The following is a 14369-nucleotide window of genomic DNA, read 5'->3' as shown; positions in this document are numbered from 1 at the left end:
ACCCCATGGCCCGTACGCCGAACCAGCCCGCGCACAAGCGCCGGCGCAGCCCCCTCCCGGCCGTCGCCGCCGGTGCGACCGCCCTCGCGCTGGCCGGCACCGGCCTCGCGCTCTTCGCCGGCGGCGCGAGCGCGGCCGTCGGCGAGCTCGTCACCAACGGCGGCTTCGAGAACGGGCTCGCCGGCTGGACCTGCACCGGCACCGCCGCCGCGGTCTCCGCCCCGGTCCACTCCGGCAGCGGCGCGCTCCAGGCCACCCCGGGATCGGCGGACACCGCCGAGTGCACCCAGACCGTCAGCGTGCTGCCCAACTCCAGCTACTCGCTGAGCGCGTGGGTCCAGGGCCCGTACGTCTACCTCGGCGCGCGCGGCACCGGCGCCACCGACCCGAGCGTGTGGTCGAACCAGACCGGCTGGAACCAGCTGGCCACCACCTTCACCACCGGCCCGAACGCCACCAGCATCACGCTGTACCTGCACGGCTGGTACGGCCAGGCCGCCTACCTCGCGGACGACGTGAGCCTGGCCGGCCCGGGCGGCACCCCGGCGCCGAGCCCGACCGCGACGGCCACCGCCACACCGACCGCGACCCCCACCGCGACGCCGACGCCGACCCGGACCCCCACCCCGACGGCCACGCCGACCGCCACGGCCACGCCGACCGCCACCGCGACCCCGACCGCCCCGCCGACCACGCCGCCGGCCACCGGGCTGCCCGCGCACGCCGTCACCGGCTACTGGCAGAACTTCGACAACGGCTCGACCCCGCAGCGCCTGGCCGACGTCCAGAGCGCCTACGACATCATCGCGGTCTCCTTCGCCGACGCCGTGCCCACCCGGACCGGCGCGATCAGCTTCACCCTCGACCCGGGCCTGTCCAAGGCCCTGGGCGGCTACACCGACGCGCAGTTCCGGGCCGACATCAAGGCCAAGCAGGCGGCCGGCAAGAAGGTCGTGCTGTCCATCGGCGGCCAGAACGGCGCGATCAGCGTCGGCGACGCGACGGCCGGCGCCGCCTTCGCCGACAGCGCCGCCGCGATCCTCAAGGACTACGGCTTCGACGGCGTCGACGTCGACCTGGAGAACGGCGTCCAGCCCGGCCCGCTCGGCGACGCGCTGCACGCCCTGCAGGCCAAGGCCGGCCCGGGCTTCGTCCTGACGATGGCGCCCGAGACGATCGGGATGTACAGCACCGCCGGCGCCTACTTCCAGCTGGCGCTCAACACCAAGGACATCCTGACCGTCGTCAACACCCAGTTCTACAACTCGGGCGGCATGAACGGCTGCGACGGCAAGGTCTACAACCAGGGCACGGTCGACTTCATCACCTCGCAGGTCTGCACCCACATCCAGGGCGGCCTGCGGCCCGACCAGGTCGGCATCGGCGTCCCCGCCTCCTCCAAGGCGGCCGGCGGCGGCTACGTCGACCCGTCGGTCGTGAACAACGCGCTCAACTGCCTGGCCACCGGCACCAACTGCGGCAGCTTCGTCCCGCCGGCCAAGTGGCCGACCATCCGCGGCGCGATGACCTGGTCCACCAACTGGGACGCCAACAACGGCAACGCGTTCTCCAACGCCGTCGGCCCGTTCGTCCACAAGATGCAGTGAGCACCGCCAGGACCTGATTCCCCGCGACGCGCCGCTCCTTGAGGGTGGGGTGGGCGCGTCCGCGGCGGGGCCCGCAGTACCGCGACCGGTGCTGCGGGCCCCGTCCGTGCGTGCCGCGGCCGTGCGGGCTCCAGCCGTGCGGGCTCCGTCCGTGCGTGCCGCGGCCGCTCAGCGCACCAGTACCGCGGACAACGTGCCGAGCAGCAGGAACGGGCCCACCGGGACCTCGAGTCCGCGCACCGGACGGCGGCGCGCCAGCGCGGCGACGGCCCTCAGCACCGCCCACAGGCCGGCCAGCAGGACGGTGAAGAACAGCCCGCTGAACGCCACCCCCCACCCGTACCAACCGAGCAGACCGCCCAGCGCGAACGCCAGCGGGGAGTCCCCCGGGCCCATCAGGCCCAGCCAGACCGGCAGTTCGAACAGGGCCCCGGCCGCGAGCGCCACCAGCAGGCAGCGCACCAGCACCCCCGGCCGGCCCTCGGCCACGGCGGACGCGGCCAGCAGCACGGCCAGCCCGGCGGCCAGCGGCAGCGTCAGCCGGTACGGCAGCCGGCGCACCCGGCCGTCGACGAAGGCGAGCACCACGCCGAGCCCGGCCGCCCAGGCCACCGCCGCGGCCGACGACCCGTCCGCCGCGAGCACCACCGCGACCGCGACGGCCGCGGCGGCGGCCTCGACCGTCCACGCGCCGGCACCCAGCCGCTCCCGGCAGCGCGGGCAGCGCCCGGTCGGCGGCAGCAGCCGCGTCGGAGCCGCGCACGACGGGCAGGCCCGGCACCACGCCTCGCCCTCGGGCACGGCGAACCTGGCCACCAGGCCCCGCAACAGCGGAGCCACCAGAAAACCGGTCGGTACCGCCCCTGCGGCCGCTAGCATCACCGGCGCAACCCCCTCTCACTCGGCGCCCACATGACAAGCGGGACGCCCGGCGGGCGGGGGCCCACCGACCCACATCATCCAACGGGGGAACGACCATGACGAAGACCCGGTTCACAACCCGGGCCGCCCGCGCCGCGGTTCCGGCAGCGGCGCTCGCGCTGCTGCTGACCGCCTGCGGCCCGGACAACGCCGACCCGGCCGCGAGCACCGGCGACCCGGCCGCGCCGCCCGCCACCGCCACCGCCACCCCGCCGGCCACGCCGGGCGCCGTCCCCTCCGCGGCCACCGGCGCCCCCGCGCCCGCCGGATCCGGCGCCCCGGCCGCACCCGGGGACGGCCCGCAGCCGTCGGTCACCGCGGGCGGCAACAACGTCACGCAGGTCAGCTACGACCACCCGCTCGCGCTCGGCGGCACCGGCCGCTACCTCGGCAAGAGCTCGACCGTGGACGCCACGGCCGTCTCGATCACCAAGAGCACCGCGAACGAGATCGCCCCGTTCGGCTTCCTGCCGGACCTCGCCACCGGCAAGACCCCTTACTACGTCAACATGACGTTCACCAACCGCGCCGGGACCGCGCTCGCCCAGGACGCCTACATGATGCGGGTGTGGGTGAAGCCGAAGGACCACTCGGCGGGCACGCTGCCGGCGCCGACCCTGGAGAAGGCGATCCCGCAGTGCGACACCAAGTCGCTCGTGACGCTCGCGCCCGGGCAGTCGGTGAAGCTGTGTGCCGTCTATCTCGTTCCGAACGAGAACCCGCCGGCGTTCCTCACGTACGGCAACATCCTGGACACCGCACCCCTGGTTTGGAAGGTCGGCTGACGGCACCCGCCTGCCGATCGAAGGAGCCCTCGCGGGGCCCCGCCGCACGTGTTGCAGGACACGCGCCGCGGGGCCCGGTCGTGGCCCTAAAGTAGGCAGGCATGCAGGTCATCCAGTCCAGCAAGCTCGCCAACGTCTGCTACGACATCCGCGGACCGGTGCTCGACGAGGCGATGCGGTTGGAGGAACAGGGCCACCGCATCCTCAAGCTCAACACCGGGAACCCCGCCGTGTTCGGGTTCGAGGCGCCCCCGGAGATCCTCCAGGACATCCTGCGCAACCTCGCGACCGCGCACGGCTACGGCGACTCCAAGGGCCTCCTGTCCGCCCGCCGCGCCGTCGTCATGCACTACGAGGACCGCGGCCTGCACGGCCTCTCCGTCGACGACGTCTTCCTCGGCAACGGCGTCTCCGAGCTGATCCAGCTCGCCATGACGGCGCTGCTCGACGACGGCGACGAGGTGCTCGTCCCGGCGCCCGACTACCCGCTGTGGACCGCCTCGGTCTCGCTGGCCGGCGGCACCGCCGTGCACTACCGCTGCGACGAGCAGTCCGAGTGGTACCCGGACCTCGCCGACATCGAGGCCAAGGTCACCGACCGGACCCGGGCCATCGTCGTGATCAACCCCAACAACCCGACCGGCGCGGTCTACCCGCGCGAGGTGCTGGAGGGGATCGTCGAGATCGCCCGCCGGCACAAGCTGGTCGTCTACGCGGACGAGATCTACGACAAGATCCTCTACGACGACGCCGAGCACGTCCCGCTGGCCACGCTCGCGCCCGACCTCTTCTGCGTCACCTTCAACGGGCTGTCCAAGTCCTACCGGGTGGCCGGCTTCCGCTCCGGCTGGATGGTCCTGTCCGGCGACCGCACCCGCGCCCGCAGCTACATCGAGGGCCTCACCGTGCTCGCCTCGATGCGTCTGTGCGCCAACATGCCGGCCCAGCACGCGGTGGCCGCGGCGCTCGGCGGGCGGCAGTCCATCCGCGACCTCGTCCTGCCCGGCGGCCGGCTGCTCGCCTCGCGCGACGCCGCGTACGAGCTGCTCAACGACATCCCGGGCGTCAGCTGCGTCAAGCCCAAGGGCGCGCTGTACGCCTTCCCCCGGCTGGACCCGAAGGTCTACAAGATCAAGGACGACGCCCAGATGGTGCTCGACCTGCTGCGCTCCGAGCGCATCCTGCTGGTCCAGGGCACCGGCTTCAACTGGCCCGAGCCGGACCACTTCCGCCTCGTCACCCTGCCCCGCGCCGAGGAGATCACCGACGCCGTCACCAGGATCGGGGACTTCCTGAGCGGCTACGCCCAGCCGTAGGCGCCGGAAGAACGCGCGGGAAGAACACTACGGCCGGAGCCTCGGCCCGGACGGTCTCCTTGGTCGGGGAAAGACCGTCCGGCGGGGGGCTCCGGCCGTCCTGCCGCTCGGCCGGTGCGAAGTTCGTGCAGCGCACCGGCCGTTGTCACGGCTGAGGCTCAGGCTCAGCCGAGACGCGCGACGAGGCTCTTGTACTCGTCCCACAGCTCCTTCGGGGTGTGGTCCCCGAACATCTCCAGGTGGGCCGGCACGAGCGCGGCCTCCTGGCGCCAGATGTCGGCGTCCACGGTGAAGAGCAGCTCGACGTCCTCCTTGGCCAGCTCCAGGCCGTCCAGGTCGAAGCCCTCGGTGGTGGGCAGCACGCCGATCGGGGTCTCGACGCCCTCGCCGGTGCCCTCCAGGCGCTCGACGATCCACTTGAGCACGCGGCTGTTCTCGCCGTAGCCGGGCCAGACGAAGCTGCCCTCGGCGTTCTTGCGGAACCAGTTCACGTAGTAGATCTTCGGCAGCTTGGCCGCGTCCGCCTGGGCGCCGACCTTCAGCCAGTGGGCGAAGTAGTCGCCCATGTTGTAGCCGCAGAACGGCAGCATCGCGAACGGGTCGCGGCGCAGCTCGCCGACGGTGCCCTCGGCGGCGGCGGTCTTCTCGGAGGCGATGTTGGCGCCGAGGAAGACGCCGTGCTGCCAGTCGAAGGACTCCGTCACCAGCGGGACGGCGGTGGCGCGGCGGCCGCCGAACAGGATCGCCGAGATCGGCACGCCCGCCTGGTCCTCCCACTCGGGGGCGATGGTCGGGCACTGCGCGGCCGGGACGGCGAAGCGGGCGTTCGGGTGGGCGGCCGGGGTGCCGGACTCGGGGGTCCAGTCGTTGCCGCGCCAGTCGGTGAGGTGCGCCGGGGGCTCGTCGGTGAGGCCCTCCCACCACACGTCGCCGTCGTCGGTGAGGGCGACGTTGGTGAAGACCGTGTTGCCCCAGAGGGTGTCGATGGCGTTGGCGTTGGTGTCCACGCCGGTGCCGGGGGCGACGCCGAAGAAGCCGGCCTCCGGGTTGATGGCGTAGAGGCGGCCGTCGGCGCCGAAGCGCATCCAGGCGATGTCGTCGCCGATCGTCTCGACCTTCCAGCCCGGGATGGTGGGCTGGAGCATCGCCAGGTTGGTCTTGCCGCAGGCCGACGGGAAGGCCGCGGCCACGTACTTGACCTCGCCGGACGGCGGGGTGAGCTTCAGGATGAGCATGTGCTCGGCGAGCCAGCCCTCGTCGCGGGCCATCGTCGAGGCGATGCGCAGCGCGTAGCACTTCTTGCCGAGCAGGGCGTTGCCGCCATAGCCCGAGCCGAAGGACCAGATCTCCCTGGTCTCCGGGAAGTGCGAGATGTACTTGGTGCTGTTGCACGGCCACGGGACGTCCGCCTCGCCCTCGGCGAGCGGGGCGCCGACGGTGTGGACGGCCTTGACGAAGTCGCCGTCCTCGCCGAGCTGGTCGAGCACGGCCTTGCCCATGCGGGTCATGACGCGCATCGACACGGCGACGTAGGCGGAGTCGGTGATCTCGACGCCGTAGGCGGCCAGCGGGGAGCCGACCGGGCCCATCGAGAACGGCACGACGTACATCGTGCGGCCCTTCATGGCGCCGCGGAACAGGCCCTGCTCGCCCTGGAAGACCTCGCGCATCTCGGCGGGGGCCTTCCAGTGGTTGGTCGGCCCGGCGTCCTTCTCCTGCTCGGAGCAGATGAAGGTGCGGTCCTCCACGCGCGCCACGTCGGACGGGTCCGAGGCGGCGTAGTAGGAGTTCGGGCGCTTCTCCTCGTTCAGCTTCTTGAAGGTGCCCTGAGCCACCAGCAGGTCCGCGAGGCGCTGGTACTCCTCGTCGGAGCCGTCGCACCACTCGATGCGGGCCGGCTGGGTGAGCTCAGCGATCTCGCTCACCCACGCCACCAGGCGCTGGTGACGGGTGGGCGCGGATGCGCTGACAGCAGAGATCTCGTACGACACGATCGCTCCTTCACGCCATCCCGGCGGGGAGACGGCGTAGCGGGGGTCTGAGGGTGCTTGCAGCGTAGCTCCGGGTTCAAGGCCGGATTGCGGCACACCGGTGAAATTGACGCATCTTTTACTACAGTCAGTATGATTACTGGCGAGTAACACGTCGCTCACGTCCGGGACGGAGTGCGCTGCGCCACACTTCAATTGCTCCAAAATGTCGAAGTGTGGCGACCGCCACTTCCTACCTGCCAGTAACCTACGGACCCGTAAGTACCGGGTAGCATGCTGCGCATGACTGCAGAGCTCGTGCGGGGCGCCGCGAACGCGACGGAGAGCAAGCCGAAGTGGCGCGGCTGGCTGCACGCCGGGATGTTCCCCGCCACCGTCGCGGCCGGGATCGTCCTGATCTGCCTGGCCGACTCCACGCCCGCCAAGATCGCGTGCGCGGTCTACTCGGCGAGCGCGTGGCTGCTGTTCGGGGTCAGCGCGGTCTACCACCGCTTCGACTGGGGGCCGCGCGGGGACGCCGTCCTGCGCCGGCTGGACCACGCGAACATCTTCCTGATCATCGCGGGGACCTACACGCCGTTCACGATCCTGCTGCTCAAGGGCGCCGCCCAGCAGGTGCTGCTCTGGGCGGTCTGGGGCGGCGCGCTGGCCGGGATCGCGTTCCGGGTGTTCTGGGTCGGCGCGCCGCGCTGGCTGTACACGCCGGTGTACATCGCGCTGGGCTGGGCCGCGGCGTTCTTCCTGCCGGACTTCCTGCGCACCGGCGGCGTGGCCGTCCTGGTGCTGATGATCGTCGGCGGGGTGCTCTACAGCGTCGGCGGGGTGGTGTACGGCCTCAAGCGGCCCGACCCGTCACCGCGCTGGTTCGGGTTCCACGAGGTGTTCCACGCCTTCACGCTCGGCGCGTTCATCGTGCAGTACGTCGGGGTCTCACTGGTGGCCTACAGCGCGGCCGGCTGAGTCCGGCGCTCCACGGCGGGCGGTCGTCCGGTCCACGTCCACGGACCGGGTGACCGCCCGCTCCGCCGTCCAGGGGTGGTCGTGCGGCGCCCGGCCCTGCGGGTGGCGCCGGTGCGACGCACGGCCCGCGGCGCCCGCGCCGCCGCGCGACTGGCGCGCGTCCAGCGCCTCGCGGGCCCGGCGGCAGCGCTCGCAGTGCGCGGCGTTCGGGGTCCCGGCGGACGGGCGGTGGCCGCCGGGCGCGTCCGCCCGGTGCAGCGCCCGCCAGCGCCGGGCGACGTACACCATGAGCAGCAGCACCTCGACCCCGGCGACCGCCAGGACCAGCGCGGCACCGTTGATCAGATAGGCCGCGACCACGGCCAGCGCGGACCCCACCACCACGGCCGCGCCCCACACCTGGGCACCGGCCCGCCTGTCGTCACTGTCAGCCACTACGGCTCCCCTTTCCCGGCGCCGGGCTCGTGGTCGGCTCCTGCCGCCCCACCCCTTCTCCGCTCTCGGCACGCGTCGGCCAGCACTGACCGATTGCCACATGGTATCTACCGTCAGTCACTCCGAGCTGCCTCCGGACGGCGAACGACAGATCAACGTTGCGTCAATTCCATGTGCGGGAGCCGCACTTAAAGCACCACCGGACGAGCCCCACGCCCCCCGGGATCACCCTCCCGGGTCGACGGCCGCCGTACCTTCCCCTCTCTACGCGTCCGAAAGCGCCTGACCCCGAACGCACGAGGGCGGGGCCCGGCCGTGTCGGCCGGGCCCCGCCTCCCCGTGCGGTGACGCCCTACCCTCGTCGGGCGCCGGTCCTCCGCCGCAGGACCGCGGCCGCGCCGACCAGCGCGGTGGCGCCCAGCGCCGCGCCCGCCGTCGCGGCGGGGAGCAGCGCACCGTGGCCGGCCGGTTCCGGTGCGGCGGCGGCCACCTGGTAGCCGCCGCCCTCGCCCGCCCGGTCGTACGCCGAGCCGGGCAGCTTGTCGCCGTACCGCTGGTGGACCAGTTGCTGGTACGCGGCCAGCGCCACCCCGTCCGCGCCCACCGAGCGGCGGGCCTCGTCGTCGAGCGGCAGCACCCGGCCGTCGCGCAGCGCGTACCACGCGTTGATCTGCGGTTCGCGGAACGCGGTGCCGCCGTCCGCCGCCGCCTTCGCCGCGTAGTCGCCCTCGTCGCCGCCCGAGGCGATGTTGACGACCCGCCAGTCGTCGCCCTGGCGGACCGTCCACACCGAAGCGGTCTGCCCGTCCGCCGCGACCACCTTGCTCGCGGTGAACTCCGCCTTCGCGACGGCCGCGCCCGGGGTGCCGGCCACGAAGGCGGCGTCCAGGGTGTACACCGGCACGGTGTCGCCGGCGAGCCGGGGCGTCTCGGCGGTCGCCGCCCGCGCCTCCTCGGCCGCGCCGATGGTCAGCTGCTGCGTCGGCGGGACGCCCTTGCGGGCGAAGAAGTGGCCGAGCCGGTCCAGCACGGCCGGGCTCCGCACGGCGTCGCGGGCCTTCGCCAGGTCGGCGGCGGCCACCGGCGCGGGCGCGCCGGCCGGTGCGTCGGCGTGCGCGGCCGGCGCGAGGGCCAGCACGACGCCGACCGCCAGCAGCACGGTGGCCGGCAGGGCGGTGGTGGCGGCCCGGCGGGTCTTCCCGAGGTCAGTCATGGTCGCCCCTCACGCGCCGATCCGGTACAGGGAGTGGGTCCACGAGAACGTGTCGTTGTTCACGTAGTACCAGTAGTCCGCCCAGTTGTAGCGGTAGTTGGAGGGCCACGGGTCGCCCCAGTAGACCCAGTTGTTGCCGGTGTCGTACCCGTAGAGGACGTGCATGTGCCCGCCGCCCGAGCTCCACTGGATGCGCGCCTCGATCGGCCGGTTCGCATCCACCTCGGCCTGCACCGTGCTGTAGCGCAGGTAGCCGGTGACGTACGAACCGGGGTTGATGCCGATCCAGCCGAGCGCGTTCTGGACGTCGCCCAGCGTGGCCTGGCTGTTGGGGCAGCCGGAGTCGACCGAGCGGCCGAACGCCGCGTTGCAGAACTGGTTCTGGCTGTAGCTGTAGCCGAACCAGGTGGCGATGGTGTTCCCGCTCGCCGCCCAGCACCAGTTGGTCTGCTGTTGCTGCTGCATGGTGATGTTGAGCTTCTTGTACGTGCCGGCCAGGTCGGCCGTGCTGCCGGGCGCGGCGGCCTGGCGGACCGGGGCGTGCGGCCGGACCGGGATGGGGACCCGGTCCTGGCCGGGAGCGGCGGCGGCCGGCGTGGCCGCGGCCGCGGTGAGCGCCGGGCCGAGCACGCCCAGCGCGAGCACCGAGACCGCGCGGCGCAGCCGTATCCGTGGAACTGGCATGGGGGAATGCCTCCTTGCACGAGCAGAGGGAAGTGCTGTGTGGGGGCGCGGTCCGGATCGCGCCATGAGCATCGCGCCGTTGACGAAGGCCGGTCAACGGTCGCCGCGGGCACCGCGGATCAGGTGTGAACGGGCGTGACCCGATGTGAACACCGCCCGTGGAACGCCCGCGCGACACGCCCGGACGGGTGACAAACAGCCGGGCTGATGTGAATATTCACGGTCAAATCCTGGGCTCCCCACGCCCGTTCCCCAGGAGGAAGACATGCACCGCAGCGAGCACCCCGATCTCGCCGCCGCGCTGCGCACCGGCCCGTTCCACCTGGCCCTGCGCACCGCCATCACCGCCCGCGGCCTCGCCCTGCACCGCGTCCGGCGCCACCTCGCGCTGCGCGGCGTCCACGTGGGCCTCACCAGCCTCAGCTACTGGCAGCAGGGCCGGCGGCGCCCCGAACGGCCGGAATCGCTCCGTGCCGTCGCCGCCCTGGAGGAGGTGCTGGACCTGCCCGAGCACTCCCTCACCCGGCTGCTCGGCCCGCGCCGCGCCGCCGACACCGCCCCCACCGGCCCGCCCGTGCGCCCCTACCGCGACCTCATCACCCCGGCCACGGCGGTCGACGACCTGCTCGCCACCATCGCCGGCCCCCGCGACACCGGGCTGCACACCATCACCCACATCGAGCGGATCCGCATCGGCCCCGACCGCCGGCTCGTCCGCCGCGACTCCCAGCATGCGCTGCGCGCCCACCGCGACGGCATCGACCGCTACCTGGCCATCTACCAGGGCGACCTGGGCTGCGACATCACCCGGGTCGGCGTCCGCGCCGAGGAGAACTGCCGCCCGGGCCGCGTCCGCCGCGACCAGGCCCACCACCTGCTCGTCGCCGAGCTCCTCCTCGACCGCCGGCTGCGGGCGGGCGACACCCACCTGCTCGGCTACGGCTTCGACGACGCGCCTTCGCCCGGGCCCAGCTGCGAGTACGTCCGCGGCTTCAACTCGGGCGCGGGCCAGTACGTCCTCCAGGTCACCTTCGACCCGGCCGCCCTGCCGGTCCGCTGCCACCGCTTCGCGCTCCACTCGCCGGGCGAAGCACCGTACGAGAGCGAGGAGCTGACGCTCGACGGACACCACTGCGTGCACCTCGTCGCGACGGCGCTGACCCCGTGCCTGCTCGGGGTCCGGTGGGACTGGGAGTGATCCGCCGCGACGCGACGGGGCCGCGGCCGCTACCGCGTGAAGGCCACCCCCAGGCAGTCCTCCACCGGCCGGTACCCGATCCGCCGGTAGATCGAGTTGCTGACCGGGTTGGCCAGGTCGGTGTAGAGCAGCACCTGCGCGGCGCCCTCGGCGAGGGCGTGCGCCGTGGCGGCGGCCGTGACGGCGCTCGCGTAGCCGCGGCCGCGCCGGTCGGCGGGGGTGTAGACGGGGCCGATGCGGGACATCCCGGCGATCACCGGGCTGTTGCCGGCCAGCGCGACCGGCTCGCCGCCGTCCTCCCAGAGGTGCAGGCCCCCGGCGGCGGTGCGGTCGTCGACGGACCGCGGGATGTCGGGCGCCAGGACACCGGCCTCGGCCGCGAACTCCTCGTACCAGCGGATCACGAGCTCCCGGTCGGCCGCCGAGGCCTGCCGGTGGCGGCCGGCCGGCGGGCGCGGCGGGCCGGTCAGCCGGCCGAGCCGGTACAGCCGCTGGTTCTCCTTGACGGACTGCCGGCACCCGCTGGTCGCCGTCCACGCGGCGGCGAAGGCGCGGACCGCGCCCACCCCGCCGGACACGCCGTCGACCTCCGCGAACTCCGGGCCGGCGGAGGCGAGTTCGGCGGCGAGCTCGGCCGCCGCGTCGGCCGGCATGCGGCCGAGCCGGGGCTCGTACGGCGGCGTCTGCAGGAAGGCGCCCAGGACCGGGCCGCCCGGGGCCGCGGTCCACCACCCGAAGGCCGGCGGCCGCTGCCCGAAGACCTGCGGCCCCGACTCGGCGAGCCGGTGTACGACCGTGAGCAGGACGGTGTTCTCGGCCGGGTGCGCGGCGAGGAAGCCGCCCGCCCGCTCGCGGAAGTCGTCGAGGGAACTGCTCAGGGTCCAGGCCATGCGCCATTCTCGCGCCGCCCCGGACACCGCCACCACCGATTAACCGGCCGCCGCGCGCCGCCCGCGGCTACTCGACGGCCACGCCCAGCCGCTCGCCCAGCACCGCCGCGTCCGTGGTCGGCGCGTCGCACGCGAAGTGCCGGCAGACGTACGCGGCGGGCGCCCCGCCCACCAGCGGGCGGTCGGCCAGCAGCGGCACCTCGGTGTCGCCGGTCGCCGGCGCCCCGACCGCCACGACCGCCCCCGGCGCGGTGGCCAGCAGCGCCGCCCGCCGCAGCGCGGCCGTCGCCGGGTCGTCCGCGGGGCCGACGACGGCGACCTCGCGCGGCCCGTCGAGCAGCGCCTCCGCGACGGCGAGGCCCCAGCCGATGAAGCGCGGCGCCCGGGCGGCGAGCGCGCCGACGATGCCGAGCGCCCGTTCGGCGGCGGTGCGGTGGCGGGCCGAGCCGGTGTAGGCGGCGTACGTGAGCAGGGCGCCGGCGGCGGCCGTCCAGCCGGACGGGGTCGCGTTGTCGGTCGGGTCCTGCGGGCGGCGGATCAGCTCCTCGGCGTCGTCGGCGGTGTCGTAGAGCGCGCCGGACGCCTCGTCGGTGAAGTGCTTGAGCACGGTGTCGAGGAGCCCGCCCGCCAGCTGGAGCCACTCCGCCCCGCCGGTGACGGCGTACAGCGCGAGGAAGCCCTCGGCGGTGTCCGCGTAGTCCTCCAGCACGCCCGCGTTGGCGCCGGCCCGGCCGTCCCTGGAGGTGCGCAGCAGCCGCCCGTCGGGGGTGAGGTGGACGGCGAGCAGCAGGTCGGCGGCGCGCTCGGCGGCCTCGACGAGGTCGGGCCGGTCGAGGAGGGCGCCGGTCTCGGCGAGCGCGGCGATCGCGAGGCCGTTCCACGCGGCGACGACCTTGTCGTCGCGGGCGGGGGCCGGCCGCTCGGCACGGGCCGCGAGCAGCCGCTCCCTGATGGTCTCGAACTCGTCGAAGTCCTCGGGGTCGGCGAGGAGCTGGAGGACGGAGGTGCCGTGCTCGAACGTGCCGTCCGCGGTCACCGAGAACAGCCGGGCGGCGGTGGCGGCGTCGGCCGGGCCGAGGAGGTCCACCAGCTGGCCCGGCTCCCACACGTAGTACGCGCCCTCGGCGGAGGCGCCGGTCTCCCCGTCGAGGCTGTCGGCGTCCAGCGCGGAGGCGAACGCGCCCTCGGGCGTGCGCAGTTCGCGCAGCAGGAAGTCCGCCGTCGACAGCGCCACCCGGCGCGCCAGCGGGGACCCGGTGGCGCGCCACAGGTGCAGGTAGGCGCGCAGCAGGAGCGCGTTGTCGTACAGCATCTTCTCGAAGTGCGGCACGACCCACCCGGCGTCCACCGCGTACCGGGCGAAGCCGCCGCCGAGCTGGTCGTGGATGCCGCCGCGGGCCATCGCCTCGCCGGTGCGCACGGCCATCTCCAGCGCCGCCTGCGAGCCGGTGCGGGCGTGGTGGCGCAGCAGGTACTCGATCACCATGGCCGGCGGGAACTTGGGCGCGCCGCCGAAGCCGCCCCGCCGCTCGTCGAAGTCGCGGCCGAGGGTGACCAGCGCCTGGTGCAGGTCGGCCGCCGCGGGCGGGTGGTGCGCACCGGCCGAGTACACCGAGGCCCGTTCGGCGAGGTCGGCCCGGATCCGCCCGGCCACCTCGCCGACCTCCTCGCGCCGGTCCCGCCAGGCGGCCTCGACGCCCGCCAGCACCTGCCGGAAGGACGGCATGCCGTGCCGGGGCTGCGGCGGGAAGTACGTACCGAAGTAGAACGGCTCCTTGTCCGGCGTCAGGAACACCGTCATCGGCCAGCCGCCCTGCCCGGTGGCCGCCTGGACGGCCTCCATGTAGACGGCGTCGACGTCCGGCCGCTCCTCGCGGTCGACCTTGACGGCGACGAACCGCTCGTTGAGGTACCCGGCGACGTCCTCGTCCTCGAACGACTCGTGCGCCATGACGTGGCACCAGTGGCACGCCGCGTACCCGACGGACAGCAGCACGGGCACGCCGCGCCGGCGCGCCTCCTCGAAGGCCTCCGGGCTCCACGGCCACCAGTCCACCGGGTTGTCGGCGTGCTGCAGGAGGTAGGGCGAGGTCGCGTCCGCGAGACGGTTCGGCATGGCCCCATCCTCGCGCATCGGCGCCCGGACGGGGGCCCGGGGCTCACTCCTTCGGGGACTCCGGGTCCTCGGCGAAGTTGACCTTCTTGAACTGCCGGTTCATCGACTTGGCCAGGAACCAGGTGGCCACGCCGAGGGCGGCGAAGACGACGAAGCCGAGGAGACCGGGGGTGACCTTGGCGTCGTCGACGGCGAGGTCGGCGGCGAGGTGGACGAGGTTCACGGGGGCGCTCATATCTCTATGGTGGCCCGG

At 73.8% G+C, this 14369-nt stretch carries 13 protein-coding genes; 5 read left to right on the top strand and 8 right to left on the bottom strand.

The annotated features are described in order from the left end of the window. Positions 1 to 5: 5 nt before the first annotated feature. Positions 6 to 1607, top strand: a complete 1602-nt coding sequence (locus ACFVSN_RS31300) for a chitinase (RefSeq protein ID WP_387595942.1) — start codon at positions 6 to 8, stop codon at positions 1605 to 1607. Between the two features lie 168 nt (positions 1608 to 1775). Here the strand turns inward: ACFVSN_RS31300 and ACFVSN_RS31295 are convergent, their stop codons facing one another. Next, on the bottom strand, positions 1776 to 2447 hold the full coding sequence (locus ACFVSN_RS31295) for a prepilin peptidase (RefSeq protein WP_387957042.1): 672 nt from the start codon (positions 2445 to 2447) through the stop codon (positions 1776 to 1778). Positions 2448 to 2584: 137 nt separating this feature from the next. Between ACFVSN_RS31295 and ACFVSN_RS31290 the strand changes: the two genes are divergently transcribed. Together ACFVSN_RS31290 and ACFVSN_RS31285 are read left to right on the top strand one after the other, a co-directional pair. Further along, a complete protein-coding gene (locus tag ACFVSN_RS31290) occupies positions 2585 to 3313 on the top strand; it encodes a hypothetical protein (RefSeq protein WP_387957041.1) in 729 nt (242 codons plus the stop codon). Positions 3314 to 3414: 101 nt separating this feature from the next. Continuing rightward, entirely contained in the window at positions 3415 to 4629 is a 1215-nt protein-coding gene (locus ACFVSN_RS31285) for a pyridoxal phosphate-dependent aminotransferase (protein ID WP_380441582.1), read from the top strand. A gap of 164 nt (positions 4630 to 4793) precedes the next feature. Here the strand turns inward: ACFVSN_RS31285 and ACFVSN_RS31280 are convergent, their stop codons facing one another. Beyond that, positions 4794 to 6620: a phosphoenolpyruvate carboxykinase (GTP) gene (locus ACFVSN_RS31280; protein WP_380506708.1), complete on the bottom strand. Its 1827-nt coding sequence runs from the start codon at positions 6618 to 6620 to the stop codon at positions 4794 to 4796. Positions 6621 to 6893: 273 nt separating this feature from the next. Between ACFVSN_RS31280 and ACFVSN_RS31275 the strand changes: the two genes are divergently transcribed. Further along, complete coding sequence (locus ACFVSN_RS31275; RefSeq protein WP_380497208.1) at positions 6894 to 7580, top strand: hemolysin III family protein; 687 nt, start codon at positions 6894 to 6896, stop codon at positions 7578 to 7580. Here the strand turns inward: ACFVSN_RS31275 and ACFVSN_RS31270 are convergent. The 3 genes from ACFVSN_RS31270 to ACFVSN_RS31260 all read right to left on the bottom strand — a co-directional run bounded on the left by ACFVSN_RS31270 (position 7551) and on the right by ACFVSN_RS31260 (position 9912). Next, entirely contained in the window at positions 7551 to 8015 is a 465-nt protein-coding gene (locus ACFVSN_RS31270) for a hypothetical protein (RefSeq protein WP_387957040.1), read from the bottom strand. The two genes, ACFVSN_RS31275 and ACFVSN_RS31270, sit on opposite strands and share 30 nt — an antisense overlap. A gap of 352 nt (positions 8016 to 8367) precedes the next feature. After that, a complete protein-coding gene (locus ACFVSN_RS31265) occupies positions 8368 to 9228 on the bottom strand; it encodes a hypothetical protein (protein ID WP_387957039.1) in 861 nt (286 codons plus the stop codon). A gap of 9 nt (positions 9229 to 9237) precedes the next feature. Beyond that, positions 9238 to 9912, bottom strand: a complete 675-nt coding sequence (locus ACFVSN_RS31260) for a papain-like cysteine protease family protein (protein WP_387957038.1) — start codon at positions 9910 to 9912, stop codon at positions 9238 to 9240. A gap of 265 nt (positions 9913 to 10177) precedes the next feature. On the opposite strand from ACFVSN_RS31260, the gene ACFVSN_RS31255 reads away from it, so the two are divergent. Further along, positions 10178 to 11110: a hypothetical protein gene (locus ACFVSN_RS31255; RefSeq protein WP_387957037.1), complete on the top strand. Its 933-nt coding sequence runs from the start codon at positions 10178 to 10180 to the stop codon at positions 11108 to 11110. Positions 11111 to 11139: 29 nt separating this feature from the next. Here ACFVSN_RS31255 and ACFVSN_RS31250 read toward each other — a convergent pair whose 3' ends face one another. The 3 genes from ACFVSN_RS31250 to ACFVSN_RS31240 form a co-directional block, all read right to left on the bottom strand. Beyond that, entirely contained in the window at positions 11140 to 12000 is an 861-nt protein-coding gene (locus ACFVSN_RS31250; RefSeq protein ID WP_380497205.1) for a GNAT family N-acetyltransferase, read from the bottom strand. A gap of 67 nt (positions 12001 to 12067) precedes the next feature. Beyond that, positions 12068 to 14116, bottom strand: coding sequence for a thioredoxin domain-containing protein (locus ACFVSN_RS31245; RefSeq protein ID WP_380497204.1), 2049 nt, complete (start codon positions 14114 to 14116; stop codon positions 12068 to 12070). 43 nt (positions 14117 to 14159) lie between these two features. Then, on the bottom strand, positions 14160 to 14351 hold the full coding sequence (locus ACFVSN_RS31240; RefSeq protein ID WP_329927391.1) for a hypothetical protein: 192 nt from the start codon (positions 14349 to 14351) through the stop codon (positions 14160 to 14162). Positions 14352 to 14369: the final 18 nt, after the last annotated feature.

Origin of the sequence: Kitasatospora sp. NPDC057904, from assembly GCF_042887925.1 — a bacterium.
Taxonomy (GTDB): Bacteria; Actinomycetota; Actinomycetes; order Streptomycetales; family Streptomycetaceae; genus Kitasatospora.
Note: the sequence above shows the minus strand (reverse complement) of the source record. Positions and strands in the feature narration are given on the sequence as shown.

Bases quoted from the DNA above. Each gene is read 5' to 3' on its own strand.
- ACFVSN_RS31300 (WP_387595942.1), top strand. From the start codon at position 6: ATGGCCCGTACGCCGAACCAGCCCGCGCACAAGCGCCGGCGCAGCCCC.
- ACFVSN_RS31290 (WP_387957041.1), top strand. From the start codon at position 2,585: ATGACGAAGACCCGGTTCACAACCCGGGCCGCCCGCGCCGCGGTTCCG.
- ACFVSN_RS31285 (WP_380441582.1), top strand. From the start codon at position 3,415: ATGCAGGTCATCCAGTCCAGCAAGCTCGCCAACGTCTGCTACGACATC.
- ACFVSN_RS31275 (WP_380497208.1), top strand. From the start codon at position 6,894: ATGCTGCGCATGACTGCAGAGCTCGTGCGGGGCGCCGCGAACGCGACG.
- ACFVSN_RS31265 (WP_387957039.1), bottom strand. From the start codon at position 9,228: ATGACTGACCTCGGGAAGACCCGCCGGGCCGCCACCACCGCCCTGCCG.
- ACFVSN_RS31260 (WP_387957038.1), bottom strand. From the start codon at position 9,912: ATGCCAGTTCCACGGATACGGCTGCGCCGCGCGGTCTCGGTGCTCGCG.
- ACFVSN_RS31255 (WP_387957037.1), top strand. From the start codon at position 10,178: ATGCACCGCAGCGAGCACCCCGATCTCGCCGCCGCGCTGCGCACCGGC.
- ACFVSN_RS31250 (WP_380497205.1), bottom strand. From the start codon at position 12,000: ATGGCCTGGACCCTGAGCAGTTCCCTCGACGACTTCCGCGAGCGGGCG.
- ACFVSN_RS31245 (WP_380497204.1), bottom strand. From the start codon at position 14,116: ATGCCGAACCGTCTCGCGGACGCGACCTCGCCCTACCTCCTGCAGCAC.
- ACFVSN_RS31240 (WP_329927391.1), bottom strand. From the start codon at position 14,351: ATGAGCGCCCCCGTGAACCTCGTCCACCTCGCCGCCGACCTCGCCGTC.